24 protein-coding genes are annotated in these 22,371 nt (G+C 63.6%); 1 reads left to right on the top strand and 23 read right to left on the bottom strand.

The features are described 5' to 3' along the window. Positions 1–81: 81 nt before the first annotated feature. The 8 genes from ACFQ7F_RS13040 to ACFQ7F_RS13005 form a co-directional block, all read right to left on the bottom strand. Positions 82–282, bottom strand: a complete 201-nt coding sequence (locus ACFQ7F_RS13040; protein ID WP_383269840.1) for a hypothetical protein — start codon at positions 280–282, stop codon at positions 82–84. Between the two features lie 198 nt (positions 283–480). Continuing rightward, positions 481–1,347 (bottom strand): hypothetical protein, encoded by an 867-nt coding sequence (locus ACFQ7F_RS13035; RefSeq protein WP_383269839.1) that lies wholly within the window; start codon positions 1,345–1,347, stop codon positions 481–483. Positions 1,348–1,596: 249 nt separating this feature from the next. Beyond that, positions 1,597–1,848, bottom strand: a complete 252-nt coding sequence (locus tag ACFQ7F_RS13030) for a hypothetical protein (RefSeq protein ID WP_383269838.1) — start codon at positions 1,846–1,848, stop codon at positions 1,597–1,599. 104 nt (positions 1,849–1,952) lie between these two features. Then, positions 1,953–3,794: a hypothetical protein gene (locus tag ACFQ7F_RS13025; RefSeq protein ID WP_383269836.1), complete on the bottom strand. Its 1,842-nt coding sequence runs from the start codon at positions 3,792–3,794 to the stop codon at positions 1,953–1,955. Between the two features lie 167 nt (positions 3,795–3,961). Then, positions 3,962–4,534, bottom strand: a complete 573-nt coding sequence (locus ACFQ7F_RS13020) for a hypothetical protein (RefSeq protein ID WP_383269835.1) — start codon at positions 4,532–4,534, stop codon at positions 3,962–3,964. 61 nt (positions 4,535–4,595) lie between these two features. Then, positions 4,596–4,778, bottom strand: coding sequence for a hypothetical protein (locus ACFQ7F_RS13015; protein ID WP_383269833.1), 183 nt, complete (start codon positions 4,776–4,778; stop codon positions 4,596–4,598). Positions 4,779–4,804: 26 nt separating this feature from the next. After that, complete coding sequence (locus tag ACFQ7F_RS13010; RefSeq protein WP_383269831.1) at positions 4,805–5,596, bottom strand: peptidoglycan-binding protein; 792 nt, start codon at positions 5,594–5,596, stop codon at positions 4,805–4,807. A gap of 66 nt (positions 5,597–5,662) precedes the next feature. Then, entirely contained in the window at positions 5,663–7,855 is a 2,193-nt protein-coding gene (locus ACFQ7F_RS13005) for a glycosyl hydrolase family 28-related protein (protein ID WP_383269829.1), read from the bottom strand. A 33-nt stretch (positions 7,856–7,888) separates the two neighbouring features. Here ACFQ7F_RS13005 and ACFQ7F_RS13000 point away from each other — a divergent pair, with 33 nt between their 5' ends. After that, the gene (locus ACFQ7F_RS13000) at positions 7,889–8,140 is read left to right on the top strand and encodes a hypothetical protein (RefSeq protein WP_383269828.1); all 252 of its coding nucleotides are present in this window, start codon (positions 7,889–7,891) and stop codon (positions 8,138–8,140) included. 17 nt (positions 8,141–8,157) lie between these two features. On the opposite strand, the gene ACFQ7F_RS12995 is transcribed toward ACFQ7F_RS13000, so the two are convergent. From ACFQ7F_RS12995 to ACFQ7F_RS12925, 15 genes are all read right to left on the bottom strand, one after another. Beyond that, on the bottom strand, positions 8,158–8,973 hold the full coding sequence (locus ACFQ7F_RS12995) for a hypothetical protein (protein WP_383269826.1): 816 nt from the start codon (positions 8,971–8,973) through the stop codon (positions 8,158–8,160). Further along, positions 8,963–9,715, bottom strand: a complete 753-nt coding sequence (locus tag ACFQ7F_RS12990) for a hypothetical protein (RefSeq protein ID WP_383269824.1) — start codon at positions 9,713–9,715, stop codon at positions 8,963–8,965. Before ACFQ7F_RS12990 ends, ACFQ7F_RS12995 begins: the two co-directional genes overlap by 11 nt. 364 nt (positions 9,716–10,079) lie before the next feature. Beyond that, complete coding sequence (locus tag ACFQ7F_RS12985) at positions 10,080–11,075, bottom strand: hypothetical protein (RefSeq protein WP_383269822.1); 996 nt, start codon at positions 11,073–11,075, stop codon at positions 10,080–10,082. A 2-nt stretch (positions 11,076–11,077) separates the two neighbouring features. After that, complete coding sequence (locus ACFQ7F_RS12980) at positions 11,078–12,016, bottom strand: hypothetical protein (RefSeq protein ID WP_383269820.1); 939 nt, start codon at positions 12,014–12,016, stop codon at positions 11,078–11,080. Beyond that, positions 11,992–14,181, bottom strand: a complete 2,190-nt coding sequence (locus ACFQ7F_RS12975) for a phage tail tape measure protein (protein ID WP_383269819.1) — start codon at positions 14,179–14,181, stop codon at positions 11,992–11,994. Before ACFQ7F_RS12975 ends, ACFQ7F_RS12980 begins: the two co-directional genes overlap by 25 nt. A gap of 222 nt (positions 14,182–14,403) precedes the next feature. Next, positions 14,404–14,679 (bottom strand): hypothetical protein, encoded by a 276-nt coding sequence (locus tag ACFQ7F_RS12970; RefSeq protein WP_383269817.1) that lies wholly within the window; start codon positions 14,677–14,679, stop codon positions 14,404–14,406. After that, a complete protein-coding gene (locus ACFQ7F_RS12965; RefSeq protein ID WP_383269815.1) occupies positions 14,679–15,116 on the bottom strand; it encodes a hypothetical protein in 438 nt (145 codons plus the stop codon). The genes ACFQ7F_RS12970 and ACFQ7F_RS12965 overlap by 1 nt, the downstream gene beginning before the upstream one ends. 11 nt (positions 15,117–15,127) lie before the next feature. Beyond that, the gene (locus ACFQ7F_RS12960) at positions 15,128–16,111 is read right to left on the bottom strand and encodes a phage tail tube protein (protein ID WP_383269813.1); all 984 of its coding nucleotides are present in this window, start codon (positions 16,109–16,111) and stop codon (positions 15,128–15,130) included. 14 nt (positions 16,112–16,125) lie between these two features. Continuing rightward, positions 16,126–16,560 carry a hypothetical protein gene (locus ACFQ7F_RS12955; protein ID WP_383269812.1) on the bottom strand — a complete coding sequence of 145 codons (435 nt, stop codon included), beginning with the start codon at positions 16,558–16,560 and terminating at the stop codon, positions 16,126–16,128. Between the two features lie 8 nt (positions 16,561–16,568). Further along, the gene (locus ACFQ7F_RS12950) at positions 16,569–16,937 is read right to left on the bottom strand and encodes a hypothetical protein (RefSeq protein ID WP_383269810.1); all 369 of its coding nucleotides are present in this window, start codon (positions 16,935–16,937) and stop codon (positions 16,569–16,571) included. A gap of 74 nt (positions 16,938–17,011) precedes the next feature. Continuing rightward, entirely contained in the window at positions 17,012–18,205 is a 1,194-nt protein-coding gene (locus tag ACFQ7F_RS12945; protein ID WP_383269808.1) for a phage major capsid protein, read from the bottom strand. Continuing rightward, the gene (locus ACFQ7F_RS12940; RefSeq protein ID WP_383269806.1) at positions 18,205–18,846 is read right to left on the bottom strand and encodes an HK97 family phage prohead protease; all 642 of its coding nucleotides are present in this window, start codon (positions 18,844–18,846) and stop codon (positions 18,205–18,207) included. Before ACFQ7F_RS12940 ends, ACFQ7F_RS12945 begins: the two co-directional genes overlap by 1 nt. Further along, the gene (locus ACFQ7F_RS12935) at positions 18,833–20,194 is read right to left on the bottom strand and encodes a phage portal protein (protein WP_383269805.1); all 1,362 of its coding nucleotides are present in this window, start codon (positions 20,192–20,194) and stop codon (positions 18,833–18,835) included. Before ACFQ7F_RS12935 ends, ACFQ7F_RS12940 begins: the two co-directional genes overlap by 14 nt. A 38-nt stretch (positions 20,195–20,232) precedes the next feature. Further along, positions 20,233–21,783: a terminase large subunit domain-containing protein gene (locus ACFQ7F_RS12930; RefSeq protein WP_383269803.1), complete on the bottom strand. Its 1,551-nt coding sequence runs from the start codon at positions 21,781–21,783 to the stop codon at positions 20,233–20,235. Positions 21,784–21,795: 12 nt separating this feature from the next. Then, on the bottom strand, positions 21,796–22,236 hold the full coding sequence (locus ACFQ7F_RS12925) for a phage terminase small subunit P27 family (protein WP_383269801.1): 441 nt from the start codon (positions 22,234–22,236) through the stop codon (positions 21,796–21,798). Positions 22,237–22,371 lie beyond the last annotated feature (135 nt).

Here is a 22,371-nt window from a genome sequence, read left to right as displayed (position 1 = left end):
TCGATTGCCCGGCTCTCTCAGGGCACGAAAAAGCCCCCCACCGGCCGAAGCCAGTAGGGGGCAATTCCGGGGGAGAGTAGGTCACTTGAGCGCGTGGCGGATACCAGCGGCAGCACTCCCGACGACCGTAGCCAGAACGATGACGTACGTGCCGTCGATGAACCCGATCGGGGGCACGGCTGAATTCACGGCGTGCCAATTCCCGACAAGGATCATGACGGCCCACCCGGAGAAGGCCAGCGCGAGCGCGCCGAGAAAGAAGCCCTTGAGGAAGTCATCCATATTGTTCGCTCCTGATGATCGACTGTCTTCGCTACTCAGTCAGCGAGTCGATTGCCGGTTCGGGGAGCACCTTCCGCAGCGCGGTGCGAACACGTCGCTCCGCGTCTCGACTGTCACCCTGCAAGAGCGCACGGGCTTCGTCCACGGTCATCCGTACGTGAATGGCCGAAGCCTTCCGGGGGTTGAAGTACGCGCGCATCACTTCGCCCTTCGCTCAGTGCCCGTGATGAGCCGGACGGCCTTCGCGATCGCGCGTCCGAGAACGGTCTTCGAAGTGGTGCGATCCCAATCGAAGATGTGCCGCAGGCTCAGGAAGACCGCGAACACGTCGTCATCGATCCGAACCGGCTTGAACTCCCACCCGTCCGGGGTGATGTGCAGGACGGCCGCGCCGTCGAATTCCGGCATGGGCTCCGTGTTGCCGTCCGGGTCGATCAGGAAGTCAGCGCGCGAGTACGCGGTCATCTGAAGAGCAACGTCGGGGTACGTGCCCTTGCTCGTCTTCCAGTCGACCATGAGCAGATGCGGAGTGCCGGACCGGTCCGGGGTCGGCTTGCCGTCGGCGTCGAGCCACACACGAAGGATCGCGTCGAAGGACCCGGCGTACCCGTGCGTGTCGCTCCATGCCACGTCTTCGGCACGGATCAACTCCGGGTTCACCACCTCAAGGAACTCCGCGAAGTGCTCGCGGTACGGCTCCATGTCCGGGTGCACGTGAGACAGGAACTCGCCCTTGCTGTCACGGGCCGTGAAAGCCCCCGTGCGAATCATGCGCTCGAACATGTCGTGTGCCTTGCTGCCCACGTCGGCACGCATCTTCGTGTAGCGGTGCGCTGCCCCGGCGACGTACTTGATAGCGCCGTCCCGGTCCCGGCTCGCCATGACAGCGAGGTAATCGACGGAGTCAACGGCAAGCTCAGCGGCCATGTTCGCCGACCACCGCTGAAGGAACGGCTTCGGGAGCATGCCGATAACGCTGGTCACGCCGGGGTGGATGATCTCGCGCTTCTCCGGGTGGACGTAGAAGCGACTGCCGCTCTTGTAGATGGTGCGGACGTTCCCCATGGGATCGACCCTTTCGGTTAGACGGAGTGTCGTAACCGAACTAGCGAGTCGAATGCCCGTACTGCCCGTGACGAAGTTCCGTCACTTCGGGAATGACCTTAGAGAGTTCTTATGTATTTCCAGACTCAAGCTCAAACCGTCACTTCATCACTCGCCCCAGGTCGAGCCCTGTATGGCGCTGTGGAGGCGTGACGAAGCCCCGCCGGTACGTGGAGACCCGACGGGGCTGCAAGGGCGAGAGACGGCCGCTCAGCCCTCTTCGGCTGCCTTCCTGGCCTTGTGCTCTTCGAAGCGGTCACGTGCGTGCCGGTACTGTCGCTTCGCCGCGTCGACCGTCGGGCCGCTCAGGGTGTTACCGCTCTCGCGAGCCCACCGGGCGAACTCGACTGCCCCCATGGTGCTCGCATGCCTCCATACCTGAGTCCATGCCAAGCCCTGTACGTCGGCCGCTTCCTGAGCGGCAATGCGCTCTTCGCGTTCGGCCGGAGTCTCGTCGGTCATACCCACTCTCCCTAGCGGGTCGATTGCCTGCCGTACGACGAAGCCCCGACCCGTCCGCGATGGACGAGCCGGGGCCCGTAGCTCCCTCAATTGAGGGGGCTGTCTCAGCCCTTCGGCTTGAGTGTCGCTACCTCAGTCGCGAGCCACCCGGCGAGCGCTTCGAGCTTCGCGGCAAGATCGGCCTTCTCGTCGTCGGTGCCCTTGCCTCCGCCCTTGAGTGCGGCGGCAAGGATCTCGCGGGACTTGTCGACCCTCTCGAATGCCTTCTCTTGACGGCTCTTCGTGGGGGCTTCCTTCTCGGCTTCGGCAAGCACGTCTTCCGGAAGCTTCTCCTCAAGCTCGTCGACCTTCGCCTTGAGCTTGTCGGCGTCAGCCTTGACCTTGGCCTTCTCGTCGTCGCTCAGCTCTCCGCCGTCAAGCTTCTCGGTAAGGGCCTCAAGCTCGTGACGCTTCGAGACCAGCGACTTGACCTGAGCAGTCTCACGGGCGATCTGAGTCCGGCCCTTGAGCGGCAACGGCGTTTCGGCCTTCTCGTACAGGGCACGGATAGCAGCCGACGGGGTCAGCTCCGCCGGGGGCTCCGTCTCGTCTTCCTTGGCCTTCGCGATGGCCGCACGGTTCTCGCGAACGGCCTTCTCGGCTTCCGGGTAGAAGTGGCCGGTTGCCGTGATGTCCTTCTCGTCGAACTTCGCGACCCACTCAACGAGAATGTCGTTGATCCGGTTACCCACGGACGTGACCAACGCGTTGTGCGTGGAGATCGCGTTCACGTCGTCGTCGGCAACATCCTTGCGGGCAAGCGCGTACGCCTCACCGGCAGCGTTCTTCGGCGTCTTGCCGTCCGCCTGAAGGTCCCAAAGACCGGTCTTCGGGTTCTTGATCTTCGTACGGATTTCGAAGACCGTCCGGGCGACGGCCTCGCTCGTCGTGGCCATCTTCAGACCGTGCGAGACACCCTCACGGACCTTGTCGGCAGCGGCCTTGACGAGAGCCGGAACACCGTCGATCTTGTTGTGATCCTCGGCAACCTCAACACGCGGAGCGGCCTTCTTCGCAACCTCCTTGCTCGCGGCCTTCTTCGTCGGAGCGGCGGCCTTCTTCGCGGCCTTCGGCTTCGTGATCGGGTCGCGAGCCTCACGGAGAGTCGTGCGGAGAGCCGTGCGCTTGTCAGCCGGAATCTGTCCAATCTTCGTCTCGGCTTCCTGGGAAAGCTCGACGGCCTTGCCGTGCGCACCCTCTTCCTTCGGGTTGATTGCCTTGATCTCGTCAATCGTCGCGTGCACGGCGCTGATCAGCTCGTCAACGTCCGGCGCGTTGGTCTCGACAGCGGGCTTCGTCTCGGCGGTCTTCTTCTTCGGGGGCATGACGCTCTCTCCTTCGATGATCTTCTTCAACCGGGTGACACAGCGCTTGCACGTCGGTGCGGTGTGGTCGAACGCCACTCCGTCGCCCGTGATGCTGCAAAGGGTCTTGTCTGCCTTCTCGTACTTCGCGTGACCGGCCTTGCCTTCGAAGCCGACCTTGACCGTGTGCAGGGGTCCGGCTTCCGGGTCCGCCTCCATGGCCTTCGCGAGCATCGGGTGAATGGTGCCGATCTCGACCGACACGGCCTCACCCCTTTTCACGATCACTTCAGCGGTCACGGTCTCCCCCTCGTTGGTCTCTTCGGTCGTCTCAGCGGCAGCGGCCATGTCTTCGAGCATGGCAAGCGCGGCCTTCTCGCACGTCTTGCACAGCTTCCGAGTGCCCTTCCGGGCGTCGTCGAGAGCGTCGGCAAGTGAGTCGAACTCCGGGCCGCTTACGAAGCTGTACCGCGTGAGCGAGCCGCAAGCCTTCTCGCTGTAGCGAACGACGGCCCCGCCCTTCTCTTCGCCGCTCGACTGCGTGCGCACCTCAAGGCCGTCGATGTGGTTCGTCGTCCGGTTGCACTTGACCGTGTACCCCATCGTGACCCCGCCCCTTCGTCGCTGTCCCACTTACCGGGGCAGACACTAGCGAGGCCGGAGAGGCTTTGTCCACTCAGACCCGTCAATTGAGGGAGCTGAATCTTCCCAGGACGCAAGGAAGCCCCCCACCGGCAAGAGCCAGTGAGGGGCTGAGAGTTGAGGAAGTGTCAGCGCTTCGGGGTCACGAGCAAGTCGGCAAGCTCGTTCAGGTCGTCGCGCGTCCCGACGTTGAACACGAAGCGGTGGGGCTGCAAGTCGTCAAGCTCCGTCTCGCTGTCGTGAGCCGCCGCTTCCGTCGTGAGGCTTGCCGCGTCGTCCCGCACAACACGCACGAGAAGGAAGCCACGGTTGCGAAGGGCTTCGGCTTCGTTGCGGTACCGCACGTCCGTCACGACGACCGGCAGGTTCCACGTGGACGCTACGTCGATCTTGGCAAGGGCAAGGTCGAGCCAGAACGACGGCTCAAGGCCGCGAACCGTCTGACCGCACTCTTGCAGGATGCGCCGGACTTCCGGGTATGTGCGCTTCGCGTAGTCCCACCCGGTGTCAGCGACGAGCCGCGAGAGCCGCACGGACACGCGGTCGGTCGTCGGAATGAACGGGTCGATCCGCAGTGCCATGACCTTGAGTGGGTCGGCGAACGCGACGCGGGTGAACAAGTGTGCCTTCGTGAGCCGGTCGGCGATCGTGTCCTTGCCTGCTCCGGCCTTGCCGAGAAGTGCAATGTGCTTGTAGCTCACGGAGCCCCCTAGGGAACGAACGAGTTTGAGTCTGTCGTTCGTCCCCTAGCGGGTTGATTGCCTACACGCCGAGAAGCGCGTGAAGAGCACTCATCACGGCGGAACCGGGGAAGTCCGGCTTGATCGCCGAGACCGCAGCGACGACACCCGCAGCGAACGCGATGATCGTCACGCGGTGCGTCTTGATCCACGCAAGCGCGGTCCCCAGGTACGTACCGCCGTCTGCCTTGCTGTGCTCACCCATGGCGAGCCCCCTTTCGGTGTGGTGGGTTACTTGACCTTCGGGACCTTGAGCGCGTCCCACGACGACTTGCCGGGCCACCCGTCGGCGTCCCCACCCGGCTTTGTGCTCGCACCGGGGTAAAGCTTCCGCTGCCACTTCTGGTAGCTGAGCCGGTCGGCTTCCGTCCACTGCTGACCGGGGCCGGACTTGTACGCGGAGCAGCCGACAGCGACGAGTCGCTTGCCCATGGCCGTGACGATCGCGCTCTTCGGGTTCTTCTTGAACCACGCCGTTCCGGGGAACGGCTCGTACTTCGTGGTCGGCTTCGTGGGAGTGCTGCCGCCGACGATGGCCTTCGCGCGCTTCACGATCTCCGGAAGCTGAGCGACGATCTTCGAGCCGGGGCACTGAGTGTGTCCGCCCCACGCGGAGCCGCCCATGCCGTGCCAGCCGAGACCCCGTCCGTTCGTGCCGGAAGCCACCTGAAGGGGTACGCCGTACGTCTTGTGTGCCCACGCGAGTACCTGAGCGTTGCGGTCGAGCTGAGCCGACGTGAGGGTGTCTCCGCCCTTCCCTTCGTTCTCGACAGACAGCCACGTGCGGTTGCCGTTGCCCTGAGCCCATGCACGGTTCGCCGTGTCGACCCACTGATACAGCGCCCCCGACTTACCGGTGCCGAAGTGCGAGGAAGCCTGAGCCTTCGGGTTGCGGAACCAGGAATCAGTACCGGCGAGCGTGCCCGCCATGATGTGTACGACCACGCCGTACACGGCTTGCTGACCACCCGACGTGTAGTTGATGGGAATCGGCTTCCATGTGGCGTTGCTGAATCGAGCCATGCGAGCCCCTTTCTGGGCATGCAAAAGCCCCCCGGTCGAGCACCGGGGGGCTAAGCGAATGGGTTGTTAAGCGGGGTTGATGGAAGTCGGGTCATTGAGCCCGCCGACGGTTCCGGCAGGAATGACGTTCGAGACGCTGCCAGTCACCCGGTTAAGGCTGACGTTTCCGTGAGAGCCGTCTTCGATGATGTTGATTCCGTTCACGGCTCCGGCCTTCGCGGCGCGAATGAAGTTGAGGCTGAGTTGCGGAGCGTCCGCAGTAACCCGGATTCCGTCGCCTGAGTACGCGCTCACGATGTTGTCGGTTATGACGATTCCACCCGCGAGCGTCGCACCGCTCAGTTGCTCAATCTCGATTGCGCCGTACCCGACTCCGCCGCAGTTGTTCAGGACGTTGCCGGATACAAGAACGCCGTCGCATTTCGTCTTGCCGGACGTGACGCGAATGCCGGAACGGTAGGTTGCCGGGTCGGTGCTGTAGATCGTGTTATTCGCAATCACGGACTCGTACCAGTCGTACGCGTGGATGCCGTACACAAGCGTGTCGTCGATCGTGTTGTTCACGACGATGATGCGCCGGTACTGCCCACCCGCGAAGCCAGCATGCGAGCCGACGAGCGCGCCCCATGGGCCGTTCTTCGGAGACGAACCGACGTAGCACTTCTCAACGACGATGTTCTGACTGAACGTGTTGTCGTACGGAAGGCCGCCCTCAAGCCCTACGTCACCGAAAGCCCCATCAATCTGAATGGCTTCCGTCGTCTGGGGGCTGTCCGTCTTCGGAACGCTGCCTTCGAACCGGCAGTTGATTACGCGGCCACCGGAAATCGCGTTCAGCTCGATCGCGTGGTTGTTGGGTTGGTCGATCACGCGCACGTTCTCAAGCGTGATGTTCCGTGCGTGAGCGAAAGCGAACATGTTGCCCGCTCCCACCTTCGCCGGAGAGTTGCCGTCCCACGTGCCGCCGGTCACCCGAATGTTGCTGTGACCGTTGTACCCGGCGTTCGACTCCGTACCGTCGAAGTTCTGGACGAGCCGCGCGACACCCATCGTGAGCCCGCGCCGGATCACAGCGCCGGAGCTGCATTCGATGTTGATGTTGTCCTTGACGTACAGGCACGGAGCGGGCCACACGCCGTACGCGGAGTCCATGAGGTATGTGCCGCCCGGAACCCTCAGCGTGCCGCCACCGGCAGCGGAGAGAGCCGCGAGAGCCGCCCTGAACGCCGGAGCGTCGTCGGCCGTACCGTCACCCTTAGCGCCGAACACGCGCACGTCGATCTGTCCGTCTGTGCTGCCGATCGTGTGGCGCTTGCCGTCCGACTGCACGACCTTGAGCTGACCGGCTTCGCTGTAGACGATCGCCGTTCCCGAAGACGCTGCCGGAGCACTCGTCACGTTCCGCAGCGCGACAGCACCGTTGACCGTCAGCTTCGCGCCCGTAGCCAACGTGTTCGTGCCGACACCCAACCCGCCGGTTGCCCGGTTGCCGAACAGAACCGACGACTTCCAAACACCCGCGTCCGTCCAGTTGCTCAGCTCGAAGTTCGAGCCCGCGTCAGCGCCGGACTCCGCAGCGTTGCTGACCTGATACGCCCAACGGGTCGCACCCGCCGTCTTGAACGAGAAGGTTCGGTACCCAGGTCCGGCAGTCGTGTTCATCGAAAGACTGCCGTCGTCGATCTGTCCGCCCCACTTCGGGAGCGCGTCAACGTCTTCCGGAGTCAGCTCGATTTCCGGGCCGACGTGACCGTTCACGCTGTCGACGGAGCCGTTCCCCGGATCACCCTTCACGCCCTGGGGGCCGATCGGTCCAGCCGGACCAGTCTCCCCAATGGGACCCTCAGGCCCTATCGGACCTTCAGGCCCGATCACAGGGACGTACGTCGGGGTCGTCGGGTCTGCCGGTGCCACGTCGGCAAGGTCGACCGGGCCCGTTCCCTGGGGCAGGAGAAGCGCGTACGTACGCGAGCCGGTCACGCCGGTGAGCGATTCCTTCACGATGTACGACCAATCCGACGGGTTCATGTCGGCGTTGTCGGTCGCAGGCAGCGTCACGGAGAAAGAGCCGGTCTCGTCGAGCCGTGCGACCACCGGTCCGGCAATGAAGAGATCCGCTTCGGGGAACGTGAGAAGCCCCGGGCCCGTGAACGTCACGGTGCCCTGTAGCCCACGCCCGTCCGGCCCCCGGTACTGACCCTTCACGGTCACTGTCTGGATGTTCGCCGGTAGCGGGTAGGTCTCGTACGGCGTGGTCATGCGGGCCCCCTAGGTACTAAGCAATGTGTCGATGTGCTCGCGAAGCTCACGGTTCTCAGCGCGGAGTTCCCGCACTTCCTCACGGAGCGCGCCGTTTTCCTCGCGCAAGAGCCGGACTTCGCGCACGAGTTCCGCCACGTCTTCCGAGAGCCGCGCGGCCTTAGCTGTCTGCGCTTCGGCTTCCTCGCGCCATGCGTCGCGGGCACCCGTCTTGATCTGCCTCATGACGAGCACAAGGAACAGGGCGACGGCTCCGGCAACTTCCGCGCCACTGATGAGAGTTGAGAGGTTCACGGGTGGCCTTAGATGAAGGGGTCGTTGATGTTGCCGGGGGCGCCACCCTCAGCGGTGCCGCCCCTGTACCAACCCCACCCGGCGGTGGTCGCGTTGGTCGCGCGATCGGCTGTGAGACCGACGCAGTAGTGCATGTTCGAGATGTTGTAAGAGCCGTCGTACGGGTCGAGTTCGGCCGGATCGGAGACCGTCACCCATCCCAGGGAGACACCCGGTCGAGTCTCCGATACGACAGCCGTAGCGAAGTTCTCGTTGTTCGGCATCTTGAGTGCGCCAATATCAGGCGAGTTCGTGTTTACGCCCTTGCTGAACGCGAGAAGCTGCTTCCGGTCCGGCACTTCGGCCGTCGGTCCCTTCACGTACCGGTGCTGAAGTTCGATCGTGTAGATGGACACTTCGTCGCTGTAGTCCCACCCGAACGGAATCGAGTGAATCCACTGAAAGAGACAGGTACCGATCTGCCGTGAAGTCGAGCCGCGAATGATGAACGAGTCAGAAGCGCTCACGCATTCTTTCTGTGCGTTCCCGTAGTGCCGGAACGCGGCAAGCCGAATCTCGGCTTCGGCCTTTCCCGTGATGATGCGGTCAGTAATGAACTTGCACTCAACCCGGTCGTAAACCAGGCCCGTGACATTCGCGATGCCACACGATGACCACTTGTTGTCAGCGACCTTGCCGCGCCCGATCGCTGCCCATTCCGTTGACGGGTAGCGGTCGAACTTCGCGAGCACATCAGGCTTACGCTCGACAGCCGCGAGCCGTCGCTTCAACTCGTTCAGCTCGTTGACGAGAGACGGGGCAATCGCATTCGGGTTAGTCGGCACTACGGAACAACCCCTCATTCGCCAGAGACAGCGACACGGCTTCGGTGCCGTTCGCGTCAACATCGGTCTTCACTTCGGTCACGACGAAGGACGAAAGAAGCTGTACGTACCCGTAGTCCGCGTGCACAGAGCCCGTGTCGCCGGGCACGTAGTCAGTCGGCACGGCCCCCGGATACAGCGTCAGAGACGGGATAGCGACCGGCTCAGAACCGGCGTCACGTATCGCCATGGCCTTGTCCAGCAAGGTCTGAGTCGTCTTCACGTCGCTGAAGGTGCGCACGCCTGCCTTACTCGGCATGCGGTCACCTAGCTTGCTGCTCTGAGCGATGCCGACGAGCTTCGTCCCGTTGCCGTTGTCGGCACCGACCGCGAAGACGCGAGTCACGAGAGCCGTCGAGTCGTACGAGACCGACGTGACGTTGCACGTAACGGCATGGTCGAGCGAGAAGGGAGTGAAGTTGTCGCCCACCTGTCGCATGACGACCCGATGCCCCACACGGCCGCCTGCCGCGATGAACGGGACGTACCGGAACAGGAACCCGCCGGAGTCTTCCGCAAGCTCTGAGACGGCCTCAGCGACGTTCTTCAGCTCGTACCGCGTCCACTTCCGGGTACGGATGCGGCCGGTCGTCCGGAGCTGTGACGTATCAGTGCCAATGCCGTTGTCGGCGTTGGACAGCTCGAACCAGTCACGGAGAAGAAGGGCCTGATCGGCCTTGCGGTCATACCCGTCTTCGAGCACGCGACCGGCGTAGTACGAGTGGTATCCGGACGCGTTCAGCGTGAGAGTGCCTTGAGCGAGATCAGCCGAAGCCGTCCACAAGAGCCCGCCCCACACCGGTTCGTCGTCCCGCAAAATGGCGAGACCGGACGCACCGGGGTACAGGGTCGTCGGGTCGGCTTCCGGAGCCTTGAGCGGGATCGTCACGGATGCGGAACCGGCAGCGTTCAGAGCCTCGCTGTAACTGACTCCGGTCACCGGTAGGTCTCCGACGATCCCGCCCGACTGAGCGTCCGTCTGCACCACTCGATAGCGTGCGTTAGGCATGAAGCCTCCCCCTAAATAACTAGCGAGTGGAATGCCCCAGACCCTTCAATTGACGGGGCTAGGCAGACGTGTTGTACGGGCTCTTGCTGAACTGTTCGTTGACGTACAGGTTCGAAATGGTGCCGTCGTTGCCGTACTCGACAGCCCCGTTAGACATGAGCGCGATACGCCCCACGCCACCCGTTGAAGTGCTGCCGAAGGTCTGACCGCTCGCGCCGTAGGTGTTCTGAGTCGGCCGCGTCACCCCGGACGGGAGAAGCGCCGGAAGCACGAGCTGAGCAAGGTTCGTTGAAGGGGCGAAAGTGAGCTGTCCTGACAGCTCCCACTTCGTCGAGTCCTCGCGGACGTACAGCACTCCGCCGACGGTCACGTTCGTGCCGTCCTTCGCCTGAACGTTCTGCAACGTGCATGCGCGCCACGGACCGGGGTCGGTCGTAAACCAAGTACCGGCGTTCGTGCGCATCCAACGCTGATTGGTCCCCAGGTCGACCACGATCGCCCCTGCACGGACAGCGGAACCCGACGGGAGCTGACCGGCCCAATCAATGCCGATCGTGCCCGGACCGGAGATGACGCCCTGATCGCGGTACTGACCCGTGTGCCGAGTGACGGTCAGCGTGAAAGCGGTCGACGACTTCGGCACGTCCACCCAACCCAGGGCAACGGCGTTGTCGGGGCGCGTCGGAGCCGACGGAGTTGCCGCCGGAGAGCCCGCAATCAGCTCGACCGCAACACCGTTCGCGCCGTCGATAGCCTTCGTCATGAGCCGGGCAACGATCAGGTCGCGACGCGGGTTCACGCTGCTCGCGGCAGGAACGGCCACCGTGCCACCCGGCGACCATGCCCAAGTCACGCCACCCGACGGGTTGCTGATCGCTGCGTTGCCCGCTCCCACGGCCACCGTGCGCGCTGTCTGGTCACTGTTCAGCAGGAACTGACTCGTCGAGCCGAGCAGATGAGCGAAGCCGTTCATGGGGAACATCTGAGCGTTGAAGCTCGCGAGATCGGCCGCGCCGTACGTCGTGCCTTCCTGGAACCATGCGAAGCCTGCCATGCCTAAACCCACCTATCTACCCAGGACAGCACCGCGCGCGCTGCCGTGTACTCGTCTCGGCTCGTCAGCCTCAGTCGGTGCGTGCCGGGTCCGTACTCCGGCCACACGGAGCCTTCGGCGATAAGCCCGTTGATCACGTCGCCCTGAGCCGTCGTCACGCGCTCGTTCGCACTGTCGATCGTGAACGTGCCGTCATAGCTGACCGCGAATCGCTGCCCCGTCGTGTCGTCCCAAAGGACCGGGCTCGCGCCGTCCGTGACCGTTATGAACGGCCGTGCGGGAATCGAGCCCCACTGAGTCAGCCACGTGACCGGGTCCGCCGGGGGAGCACCGTTGCTCTGCACCGTGAACGGCACTTCGTACGGGACCGTGAGGCCCTTCGGCGTGTCCGTGCGAGCGAAGCTCTTCACGACCGACTCACGGGTGTCACTGCCGAGCATGTACGGACTCGTCGCGTACAGCTCGACCACGACGTTGCACACGCCGTAGGCGAAGTTCAGGTCAAGCGGAGCCGACCGCTTCCGGGGTCGAGCCAGGAAGTACGCCGACCGGTCGGCAGCAACGCCGGGGAACTTGAACGAGAACGGCGCTTCGATCCCGCCGGGGATGAACGCGGCTTGCACGTCATTGAGTGCCTGAGTGAACTCTTCTCGCGTACTCCCGTACACCTCAAGCGTGAGAGTCACGGTGCGCCCGTTCATGTAGTCGTCTCCGGCAAACAGGCCGTGACGCTGCAACAGGGTGAGATCCGACGAGCGGACTTCCGGCAGCGTCAACAGGCCGTCGACCTGAACGATTGAAATGGCGGAGTCAGGGACCCCCATGACGAGCCCGTTGTACGTGCACGTCCAGTCTTCCAACTCCGCCATTCCTGCCCCCTGTTGAGCTGTCAGCCCCGTCAATTGAGGGGTCTGGATTACATGGCCGTACGCATGGCCCATGCGACTTCGCGCCCGATTGCGAAGGGGTCCGCGTTCGACTGAACGTTGACCGTGACCCCGGAACCGGTGGAACCGGCAGCGTGGTTAGGGATGACCGTCGAGCCTCGCGGGAGATTGACGTACTCCGGCCCACGCTCGCCGACGCGAGTCAGGCCACCGGCAGGACCACCCATTGCGCGGATCTTCGGAATCGGGTTCGACGGCAGCGAGATCGACAACTTGCCCCACCCGAGCTTGTCGGGAATTGCCCAGTTCAAGAGGTCAACCACCCCGTTTATGGCGCCCTTCGCGGCACGGGTTACGGCACTCGCAAGCGACGACGCGAAGCCGCCCAGCTTGGAAAGTCCGTTCTTGATCCCGTCGATCACGCGACCGCCGATCGTCTTGCCTGCGTTCAGCACGCCGGACGCTGCCGACAAGAGCCGACCGGGAAGCGACTTCACGAAGTTCACGACAGCGTCAAGGCCGCTCTTCGCCTTATCGCGCACGTACCGGAATGCGGTCGATGTGGCGTTCTTGACCGTGTCCCAATGCTTGATCAAGAGCCCCGGTCCGCTGAAGTTCAGGAACAGATTCTTGATCAGGTTGAAGCACCACTTGACCTTGTCCCAAACCCAGTTGAACGCGTCGAGCGTGTATTGCTTGATCGTGTCCCAGTTCTGCCAAATGAGGATGGCAAGGCCGACGATCGCAGCAATGATCAGGGCTATCGGACCCATGGCGATAAGCCACGCGGCAGCCATTCGAGCCGCCTGCAACATGGCCTGAGCCCCCATAAGGACCCACTGACCCACGATCACAGCGCCGGAGATCACGGCCCGTGCCGCTGCCGCGATCCATCCCCCGATCGTCGACCATGACGCGGCGACCTGAGTTGCCGCCGACGTGACCGAAGCCGCGCCTGTAGTCACCCAACCCAACACGACTTGACCGGCCGTGATCGCTTGCTGAATGCCCCACCGAATCAGCGCCGGAAGAATCAAGAGCGTGATCACGCTCGCGATGATTCCGAACGTGGTCGAGTGCGACGAGATGAAACCGGCGACCACCGTGATAGCGGTCCCGACTCCGGCGAGAGCCTGAGCGAACCGTTCGACCACCGGGATAACGGTCGTCCCCAGGAAGGTCACGACCCCCTGTTGCAGCCCCCGCGTGAAGACCTTGACCTTGTTCGCCGCGTTGTCGTGCATGGTGTCGCCTGCCTTCTTAGCGGCACCGTCGACCTTGCCCAAGTCTTCGACAGCCTTCGAAGGGTCGAGACTCATCAACGCGTCTTGCATGTCTTCGGCTTGAGTGCCGAAGAGCTTCACGGCGAGCGCCGAACGCTCCGCCGGGTCCTTCACATTCCGAAGACCGTCAAGGGTCTGGTCAAGGGCCTTCGCTGCCGCCGGGCCACCTTCAGCAATGGCCTTCGTCATGTCCTTGCCGGACAGACCGATCTTCGCGTACGTCTCGTCAACATCCGCGCCACCCGCACGGACGATAAGGCCGAATTCCTTGAGCGAGTCAGCGACAAGGTCAGCATCACGCGCGCCACCCTTGAGGCCCTGGGAGAGCAACCCCATTGCCGTCTTACCGTCGAGCCCCAGGCCCTTGAACTGAACGCCGTACTCGTTGAACGTGTCGAGCAAATCCTCTGACTTGTTCGCGCCTTCCTGAGTGCCCTTCACGAGAATGTCGAACGCTTCGGTCGCGTTCTTCGCGAGCCCCGTCTTGAGCATCTGGCCGACGGCATTTGACGTAGGGCCGACTTCGTCCCCCAGGACGGTTGCGACGTCCATAGCCTGTTTCGAAATGTGCGCCATTTCGTCGGCCGTCGCTCCGGCCGGAACAAGGCCCTGTTGCCAAAGGCTCTTGAGCGCTTCGTTCGCGTCGGCAACAGACTCGCCGTAACCGGCCGAATAGACCTGTCCGGCAGCCTTACCAAGCTGAGCAGCCTCAGCGGGAGACGCACCCAACTGAGCCGCGAGAAGGTCGCTGTCAGCTTCCTGGTTCAGGGCCTCCATAAGCCCCGCCCCGATACCGATAGCGATAGCGCCACCGGCCGCGAGAGCAAGACCCTTTGCTGTATCCCCGAATGAGGAAATCTCTTCACCCGCGTCGGCGAGCGTAGCGGAGAGTTGGTCAGCGTCTCCGAGAAGCGTGATCTTGATGGGCTCTGCCACGGTGCACCCCCTACGTCATGACGGGAGTGCGTCTCTCCCCGTTACCACCCGTGCCGGTCGTCCGGGCACGGCCCCCTGCACGAGTCCGCTTCGACTCGCGCTCTTCCTCTGCAACGTCCTTCACCATCTGGTCAACCAACGCGTTGAAGTCCCTCAATTCAAGGGACTTCACGTCACGCCACGACAGCCCCCGAAAGTGACCGACGAGACGAGCCGCAGTGATTACGCGTTGGTCGCGGGAGGGTTTGCGACGTTGCCCTTGAGCTGAATCTTGAGGCGACCCGCGTCGGCAAGAGTGAAGTCGGGGTTGTCCCGACGCTTGATCACGTAGGCCATGGCCTTGAGGAGTCGGGCCTTCTTCTGACCCGGCTTGCTCAGCGAGTCCAGGGGCGCGTCAATCAGGTCTTCGATGATCTCGATCTCGTCGAGAGTCAGGCTGTCGATGTTCAGAGACAGCACGTCGGAGGACACAACATCGGTCTTCGGCTTCGCGGGCATTAGTCACTCTCCAAGTAATCGCGCACGACTCCGGCAACGAGCCGTTCGTAAGTGGCCGCAACCTGGGGGCTCTTGCGAGCCATGGCGCGGTAAAGGAATCGGTTCGGGCGCACGTTGCGCTTCCGGTAACCGAAGTGGATTGCAGCCGCGTAGGGAACGCGGGACGCGGAGCCCGCTTTGATCACGACGTTCTTCTGAGAAGCCACGACCTTGACTGACTTGTCGAGCTTGCCCGGACGGTACTTCTTCGACGACTTCGCGTCGCGTCGCCCGTCCGGGCTCTCTCGCACTGCCTGCGGCAACAGGACATTGCCCGCTGCCTTGTTGGCCTCACGAACCTTCTTGCCAAGCTCCCGGTCGCGGAGCTGACGCACGTTGCGCTGTAGCTCACGGAGCCCTTCAACGCGGACCGTGTAAGCCGAATCGTTGGCACCCATGAGCTACCCCCTTACGGCGTCACGTCGGCAACCGGCTCCGTGTACGTCGCCTTGATCGCGGCGGCACCCGTACCGGGGTCGAGCACGCGGAACGGCAGCGTGTGCATGGTGACTTCGTCGACTGCCGACTCAGGCGACTCGCCCGTGAACTGAATCGCCGGGCACTCGATCTTCAGCGTCGAGCCGGGAAGGATGCCGTCGAGCTGAAGGACGAGCCCGCACACCTCACCGGCAATGAACGCTTCGTACAGTCCCAGGGAGTCAGCCGAGAACTCGCCCTCAAGCTCCCCTTCGTACGAAGGCATCGCGTTGCGAGTCGGCTTCTTCTTCAGCGCGTTCTTCCGCAGAAAGCGCCGGTCGGTCTTCATGCCCCGGTCGCCGGACAGCGAGAACTTCCCCACGTCCATCGGGACAGCGACCCCGGCACGAGTGAGCGTGATCGCGGTGCGAGTCCAGTCGTACGCGTATGACTCTTCCGGGTACGTCGGAGCGACGATCTCGGAAGCGGTCCTTGTGTGCTGCACGTCCTGAAAGTCGAACGTGACCGTGAGAGCAACGGCGCTCTCGACTTCGGCAGTCAGCTCCCACTCAGTCGCCACGCAACCGACGTGCTTGTACGCGACCTTCAGGCCGTCGACCGTCGGCCGAACCATCTGAGCCGAGAAGGAAGGCGACTCACTGTCGGCCCCCGTCTCAGCGACGGTCGTCTTCACGCCGTTCGCGGTCGAGACCGTGACCTTGTCGAACGCCGCGAGGAAGAGCGAGGAAGCCCCGGCGTCGAGAACGTCAACCTCAAGCTCACCTTCCCCGCCCATGTTGACCACGTTCCGGCGGTCGGCACGAGCCGTCTGCATGCCCGCACGGAAGCCGACAGACTCAATGAACTCGCGCTCAGTCTTCCAACTGTCAGCCTTGCCTTCGTAGCCCTCAACCACCGTCGAGAGAGAGCCGTACGAGTCCTCACGGCCGATGCCAATGCTTGCGTCAAGCGCCATGCTTGCGCCCCCTTCTACTGAGTGACGCGTCCACGGACGCGGACGCGCATTGTGAGAGCGCTGTACGCGCCGTCTGTCGTCTCCGCCGTGTCGACCGTGGCCGACTCAGGGCGAACGTCGACGAGCCCCTTCACGGCCCTCCTGTCGACCTGGGAGCACGCGTCAGTGATCGCGTCCCGCATGGCGTACACACCGCGCTCAGCGGCCACGGGATCGCCCGGAGTGATGCACAGTGCGTGCACCTCTACGTAGCCCGTGACGCTCGTCGGCTTCTTCGGACCGTCCCGGAATGCGATCGACTGCAAGTCGTCGTCGGTCGTCGACCCTAGGAAGACCTGTTGCCGACGGTTGCTGTCGCCCTTCTCCGCGAACGTGCATTGCACACCCGCAGGAACGGTCAGCTTGAGCCGTTCGAAAAGGGCAACCTTCGCCTCAAAGATCAGCGCCACCGGGCCCCCTACATGAAGATGAACGGGAGCCGGACCCGGTACAGATTGAGCTTCGCGTTCACTTCCGGCAGTGAAGTCGGTCGCCAGTTACCACCGGCTTGAGCGAGCTGAATGGAGCCGAATTCGGATTGAAGCTGTAGAGCCCGATCCGGAATTCTGGACACAAGGTCTAGGCAGTACTGCCGCGCGATCGTGCGCACACACCACCGGATCGTTTCCGGGGTCGGGTCTTCGGCGGTATCCCACTTCCGTCCGCAGTAGACCTCAACCGACTCAACCGCGTAGTCGATCGCTTCGCTCAATGTGGAATCCGGGAAAAGCCCGGAGTCGTCGAGCCCGTCAAGGGCCCGTACTTCCTCAACCGTCGCGTACGACACGCGCCCCCCTTCCCCCAGGGCGGGGACCTAGCTCCCTCAAATGAAGGGGCTAAGTCCCCATCCCTGCACCGGACTTACGCGCCCGGAGTGACGGTCAGAACACGGGTCGCGCGCTCGTCGACGAGCAGGCCGTCAGCACGCTGAATGAACCGGTACACGACCTGGTCATTCATGAACTTGTAGTCAACCGACCGCTCGACACGGAGCGGACCGGCGAGACGGACCCGGTACTTGCTCAGGTCTCCGAAGAGAACCTTGTTCGCGGGCATGCCGTCGTCGGTTGCGACGACCTTGCCGTTGAAGGTGTCCGGAGCCCCGGCGGTCATGGCCGACTGCCACAGGTACGTACCGTCCGTGGCCTTGAGCTTGCGCATCTTCGCGGCCGTGAGGTCAGCGACGACGAACGTCGAGTTCTGACGGTACGAGGAAGGAAGCTCATAGAACAGATCGATCAGCGCGTCAGACACGGTCGCGTCTTCGGCGTCAGCCGCGTACTTGGCAGTGGCAGCCTGGGAAGCGGTGACTATGCCCTTCGGCTGACCGGTACCGGTGCCGGTGAGGAAGTGACGCCCCATGCCGTCACCGATCGCCGGACCCGCGTCGCCCACCAGGAAGCCGACAAGGTCAAGGGCCTTGTCGTCGATGAACTCGCTCGACACGATCGACGCGTACGCGTACTTGTACGCACCGACCGAACGCTGAACGGTAGTCGGCTCGCTCTCAGGGATCGCGCCGTTCTCGCCCACGATGGACGCGGACGCACGGCCGGTCACAACAGTGAAGTCGATCGGCTCGCCCCCGGAAGTGCTCAGGATCGTCGCGCCGTTGCGCATGATCGTCGAGCGCTCGGCAGCCTGCGCGAGAAGCTGACCGAACAGGGTCCGGGCGAGAAGGTTCGGGTTCGACGGACGGTCGACCGCACGCTTCTCGATCTTCTCCGGGGCGAACTCCAGTCGCCTGCCCATGCCGTCGGCTCCGCCGAGAGAGCGAAGCTGCTCAGCCGCGTCGGCAAGCTTGTCGGTGTCGCGCTTCTCGCCGGTGCCCTTGAGCCCCTGCATGAGCGCGGAGACGCCCTCACTCTCCTTCATGTGAGTGATGCCGCGCTTGATCCGGCCGTCGAAGTCGGCGATCGCAGCGAGAAGGTTCGTCTCCTTCTCGCGAGCCTCAGCGGACATGTCCTTGCCCGCGAACTCGTCGGTCAGCGCGCGGAGTTCGTGAGTCGCACTCTCGCGCGCGGTGAAGTTGGCGCTCAGGGTGGTCGCGTCCATTAGCTACCTTCCGTCATGAGCGCGCGGAGAAGTGCCCGCTCGTTGAAGTGAGAAACCGGCTCAGGCGTGACCGGTTGGGAATCGCGCTCTTCGTTCGGGGGCGCGAACTCCCCAATGCGCAACGCCGCCTCAATGGAGCGAAGCGAAGCCTGAGTTGTGGGATACGCCGGGTTCACGACCGGGCCCAGTTCGACGACGTTCATGGCAGTGATCTCGCGGACGGGGAGACCCGACTCCGGGTCGTCTTCGTCTGCACGTCGCTGCCCACCGTCGAGCACGTTGAAGGTGAACGAGCTACCGCGAAGGTCCCCACGCTTGAGGAGCGCGGCAACGTCACGGCCGGTCGTCGTGTCGGGAAGGCTGATTTCGTAGAAGCCGCCCTCACGGTCTTCGCCGACGGTCAACGTCCCGGCGGACACGCGGCCAAGAAGGGCCTTCGTGTCGTGGTTGAACGTGGCAATCACGTCGTTCTGCCGCAGCGACGGGGCACCGGCCCCAGGAACGATGCGCTCCCGGAAGCCCCCCAGGTCGTGAGACAGCTCGTTGAACCGGTAGGCGTACCCGCGCATGACGATCGCGCCGTCATCCCGTGCACGCTCTTCCAACGGACTTGCGGCGAAGCGAAGTTCACGCGTCGTCATCCGTCCCCCCTTCGTCGTCCGGCTCTTTGTCCGGCTCGTCTTCGGCCGGTGCATCCGGCTCTTCCGTCGGGGGCTCGATCGCCGGGGGAGTCTTGGGCTCCGGCTCCGGCTCGTCGTCGACAGCCCCCAGGTTCAGCGGTACGCGGTAGGTAGCGCCGAGACCGTCGGGCAGCGGAGCCATGTCTTCGGCATGACGCACTTCGTCAATGCTGTAGATGCCGTTCATGAGGCCGGTCGCGTACAACTCCATGCGCTCTTTCGGGGCACCACGCTTGATCTCGTCGAGATTGAACTTGACGAACTTCATGCGGTCGGCAGACTCCGCGAAGAGAAGCCGAGTGAACCCAGACTCAATCCGCTCAAGCCACGGGCGCAGAGAGAACATGCTGAACGCAATGTTCTGTTCGGCGAGACCGGAGCCCCACGAAGTCGAGTTCGTGGCGTCAGAAATCAGGTGAGGCGGCACACCGAAAATGCGCGCGATCTCCGGAACCTGGAACTGTCGGGTCTGCAAGAACTGTGCTTCGTCGGGGCTCATGGCGACCTTCGAGAACTTCGCGCCTTCCGTGAGAAGGGCGACGCGGTGTGAGTTCTCGACACCGGAGTTCGCCACGCGCCACGCGTCCCGCGCCCGCTTGAGCCCGTCTTCCGACATGGCTCCGGGAACCTCAACCACTGCCGACGGCATAGCGCCGTTGCGGAAGAAGTGAGCCCCGTACTTCTGAGCGGCGAGCGCGAGCCCGATCGACTCACGCGCGTACGACACAGGGGAGACGCCGGAGAAGTCGCCGGGGAGCATCATCCCGGGGATGTGAAGCACATCCCGGGGAGTGAACCAGCCAAGCAAGACCTCGTTGCCGTCGTCGTCAATGTCGAAGGCTTCGAAGACCTTCCGGCGAATGCCGTCGACCATGACCATGTGAACGACGATCTTCGTAGGGTCGAGCACGTCGAGCCCCGCAATGCTCGGACCGTTCCAGCGCACCGCGAGAAACGCGTTGCCTTCGAGCAAGAGCGACAGCACCGTCTGAGACAGAATGTCGATCCGGCCCATGCCGCCGGGTTCGGCGTTCGGGTAGTCGAGCCATTCCGGAGAAGTGATCTCCCGACGGCTTCCGCCCCGACGTGAGTATGTCGAGATAGGCAGCGTGGCAATCGTCTCGCTCAGGAGACGCACGCACCCGAACACGGCCGACACCTGAAGTGCCTCATTGGTCGTGACTCGCTCACCCGATGCGGCAGTGTTGCCGTACAGCGTCGGGTCGTACGGCTCCCACGCTCGCGCTTCCTGAGCGGACTCAAGAGCGGGGCTCGTACCCCGGCGGATTAGGTCAGTCCAGAAACCCACCGGGGCCCCCTTCTAGCCCCCTCAATTGACGGAGCTGACTAGTCGTCGAACATGCCTGCCTCGCCACCGATCACGTGAGTACCGGCGTCGTCTTCCCATGTGGCGACGATCGCCGTATCAGTCCAACTCCCGTTGTCCTCACGCCACATGACCGCACCGTGTACGGCGAGGATCATGGCTATGGCAAGGTCGATCTTTCGGCGGGACGACGCGTGTTCCTTCGTGATGCGTGCGCCGTTCTTGTCCTCACGGAGCACCGCGTTACCGACGTGCCGGGCAAGAGCCGGGTTGCCGTCGTGAGTCATGCGCCCGTCGCGAGCCGCGTCGTACACGGCCTGAGTCGCGGGAACCATGCGCTTGAGAGAGTTGGTCGGGAAAGCCTCAACCGGGTAACCCTCAGCCTCAAGGTTGTCTAGCGTCTCTTCCCACCGGTACGGGTCCGCAACGAGATTCGCGACCTTGTACGTGGCGAGCGCTTCGTGAAGGGCCTCACGCACGTCGACCATGGGCACGCGCCAATGCGCGTCATCCTGCGGAGCTTCCCAGTGACCCAGGACGAACACGCGAAGGTCAGCGACGCGGCACGCAACGAGTGCAGTGCTGTCGCCCTTCCAAGAGCCGTCAAAGCCGAGTACAACGGCTTCGCCGGGGCTCAGGGTGTCGTCGGACGCAAGCGAGTCCCAAAGGCCGTGAGGGAGCCACGTAGAGGCGCCACGGACGAACTGAGAGAGCCGGTAGATCCGGAAGCTTGCCTCAGTCGAGCGCTGACACGCAGCGCGGAAGTCTTCCTCATTCAGGATCTCGTACGAGGGATTGCACGCTTTCCACACGTCCGGGTCGGTGTGGTCAACCGTGTCTCCGAGACGCGGACCCCAGGACCGATAGAACAAGGTCGGGTCGTTGACCTCACCGGAGTTCACCCGCTCGCCTGTCTCACACAGCGCGGCAAAGGGCCCGTCCGGGTCCGGTCCGGCCGTCGATACGACGAGCGTCATGGGTTGGTTACGTGCTGCCGATCCGAGCGTGAGCGCGTCGAACAAGTCGGCGTTCTTACTGAACGCGTACTCGTCAAGCGAGACGGCCGACGGGTTGAGTCCCTGTTGCCGTCCGGCGTCAGCCGACACCACGCGGTAAGTGCTGTCCTTGAAACGGATCACGTCGCGTTGCACGTCGCACACGGCCGACAGCTTCGGAGAAGCGTTGACCATCTGCTTCGCAGCGTCGAAAACCATGCGTGCCTGATTGCGGTCATTGGCTGCCGCGATCACTTGACGCTGAGCGTCGGCCCTATCGGCGATCAGGTGGTACAGCATGATCGCTGCGGCAATCGTGCTCTTCCCGTTCTTCCTCGCGATGCACACGACGACCATGCGGTGTTTGCGTTTCCACTGCCCGAACGCATCTTGTTCGAGCCGGTACGCACCGACGAGAAGTTCATGTTGCCATGGCAAGAGCTTGAATCGCTGACCGGCAAACGAGCCGGTGAGGTAGCAGAACTCTTCAATCCATCTCGCGACGCGGTAACCCTCACTGGGGAACGGCGCATCAACGGGAATATGCCGGGCAATGACCGGGTCGAGCTTGCCCACCGGACACCACCCTTAGAAGTCTTCGGGGCTCGCTGCGACCTTCCGCGCTTCGGCAGCCACAAGCCCCAGACGCATACGCGCTTCGGGCGTGAAGCCAATAACGGTCTCGATCGAGCGAAGCTCTTTCTCAGTGCTCTCGACAAAGCGCAAGAGCGGGTGCGCGACAGGCTGTCCGGAGTACCCCTCAGACATGAAGCCGTCGGCGTCCACGCGCGCGATGAATTCGGCGCGACGGTCGTGAAGCTCCGCGTACCGAAGGATGATGTTCCGATCCGTGTCAGGGGAGTAGGCACCCGACCCGGCAGCCCAGACGGCTCGCCACACTTCCTTGCCCGTGGCCTTGAGGTGAGCGGGAACCCTGGGGGCTCGACCCTCGTACACGACGGGGGCAACCGGCTCGTCGGCGTAGGACGCGTTCCCGGTGCGAATGTCCGGGGCCTTGCTGCGGCTCATTACGCACCACCTTCAGGGGTCTTAACAGCCCCTTGACGGGTGCCTTTCTCCGGGGGCCGAACGCGGCCTTGCCCAGTAACCGCAAGGGAGTTGGGTCCTGGGGGGCCGGGGTCCGGCCTCACACCCAGGGCGCGT

The organism is Streptomyces sp. NPDC056486 (genome assembly GCF_042795295.1).
In the GTDB taxonomy this organism is placed as follows: domain Bacteria; phylum Actinomycetota; class Actinomycetes; order Streptomycetales; family Streptomycetaceae; genus Streptomyces.
This window is presented reverse-complemented; position numbering and strand designations above follow the sequence as displayed.

What these genes read in the sequence shown, in the direction of transcription:
- ACFQ7F_RS13040 (WP_383269840.1), bottom strand. Translation starts at nt 282, where the DNA reads ATGGATGACTTCCTCAAGGGCTTCTTTCTCGGCGCGCTCGCGCTGGCC.
- ACFQ7F_RS13035 (WP_383269839.1), bottom strand. Translation starts at nt 1,347, where the DNA reads ATGGGGAACGTCCGCACCATCTACAAGAGCGGCAGTCGCTTCTACGTC.
- ACFQ7F_RS13030 (WP_383269838.1), bottom strand. Translation starts at nt 1,848, where the DNA reads ATGACCGACGAGACTCCGGCCGAACGCGAAGAGCGCATTGCCGCTCAG.
- ACFQ7F_RS13025 (WP_383269836.1), bottom strand. Translation starts at nt 3,794, where the DNA reads ATGGGGTACACGGTCAAGTGCAACCGGACGACGAACCACATCGACGGC.
- ACFQ7F_RS13015 (WP_383269833.1), bottom strand. Translation starts at nt 4,778, where the DNA reads ATGGGTGAGCACAGCAAGGCAGACGGCGGTACGTACCTGGGGACCGCG.
- ACFQ7F_RS13010 (WP_383269831.1), bottom strand. Translation starts at nt 5,596, where the DNA reads ATGGCTCGATTCAGCAACGCCACATGGAAGCCGATTCCCATCAACTAC.
- ACFQ7F_RS13005 (WP_383269829.1), bottom strand. Translation starts at nt 7,855, where the DNA reads ATGACCACGCCGTACGAGACCTACCCGCTACCGGCGAACATCCAGACA.
- ACFQ7F_RS12985 (WP_383269822.1), bottom strand. Translation starts at nt 11,075, where the DNA reads ATGGCAGGCTTCGCATGGTTCCAGGAAGGCACGACGTACGGCGCGGCC.
- ACFQ7F_RS12980 (WP_383269820.1), bottom strand. Translation starts at nt 12,016, where the DNA reads ATGGGCCATGCGTACGGCCATGTAATCCAGACCCCTCAATTGACGGGG.
- ACFQ7F_RS12970 (WP_383269817.1), bottom strand. Translation starts at nt 14,679, where the DNA reads ATGCCCGCGAAGCCGAAGACCGATGTTGTGTCCTCCGACGTGCTGTCT.
- ACFQ7F_RS12965 (WP_383269815.1), bottom strand. Translation starts at nt 15,116, where the DNA reads ATGGGTGCCAACGATTCGGCTTACACGGTCCGCGTTGAAGGGCTCCGT.
- ACFQ7F_RS12960 (WP_383269813.1), bottom strand. Translation starts at nt 16,111, where the DNA reads ATGGCGCTTGACGCAAGCATTGGCATCGGCCGTGAGGACTCGTACGGC.
- ACFQ7F_RS12945 (WP_383269808.1), bottom strand. Translation starts at nt 18,205, where the DNA reads ATGGACGCGACCACCCTGAGCGCCAACTTCACCGCGCGCGAGAGTGCG.
- ACFQ7F_RS12940 (WP_383269806.1), bottom strand. Translation starts at nt 18,846, where the DNA reads ATGACGACGCGTGAACTTCGCTTCGCCGCAAGTCCGTTGGAAGAGCGT.
- ACFQ7F_RS12925 (WP_383269801.1), bottom strand. Translation starts at nt 22,236, where the DNA reads ATGAGCCGCAGCAAGGCCCCGGACATTCGCACCGGGAACGCGTCCTAC.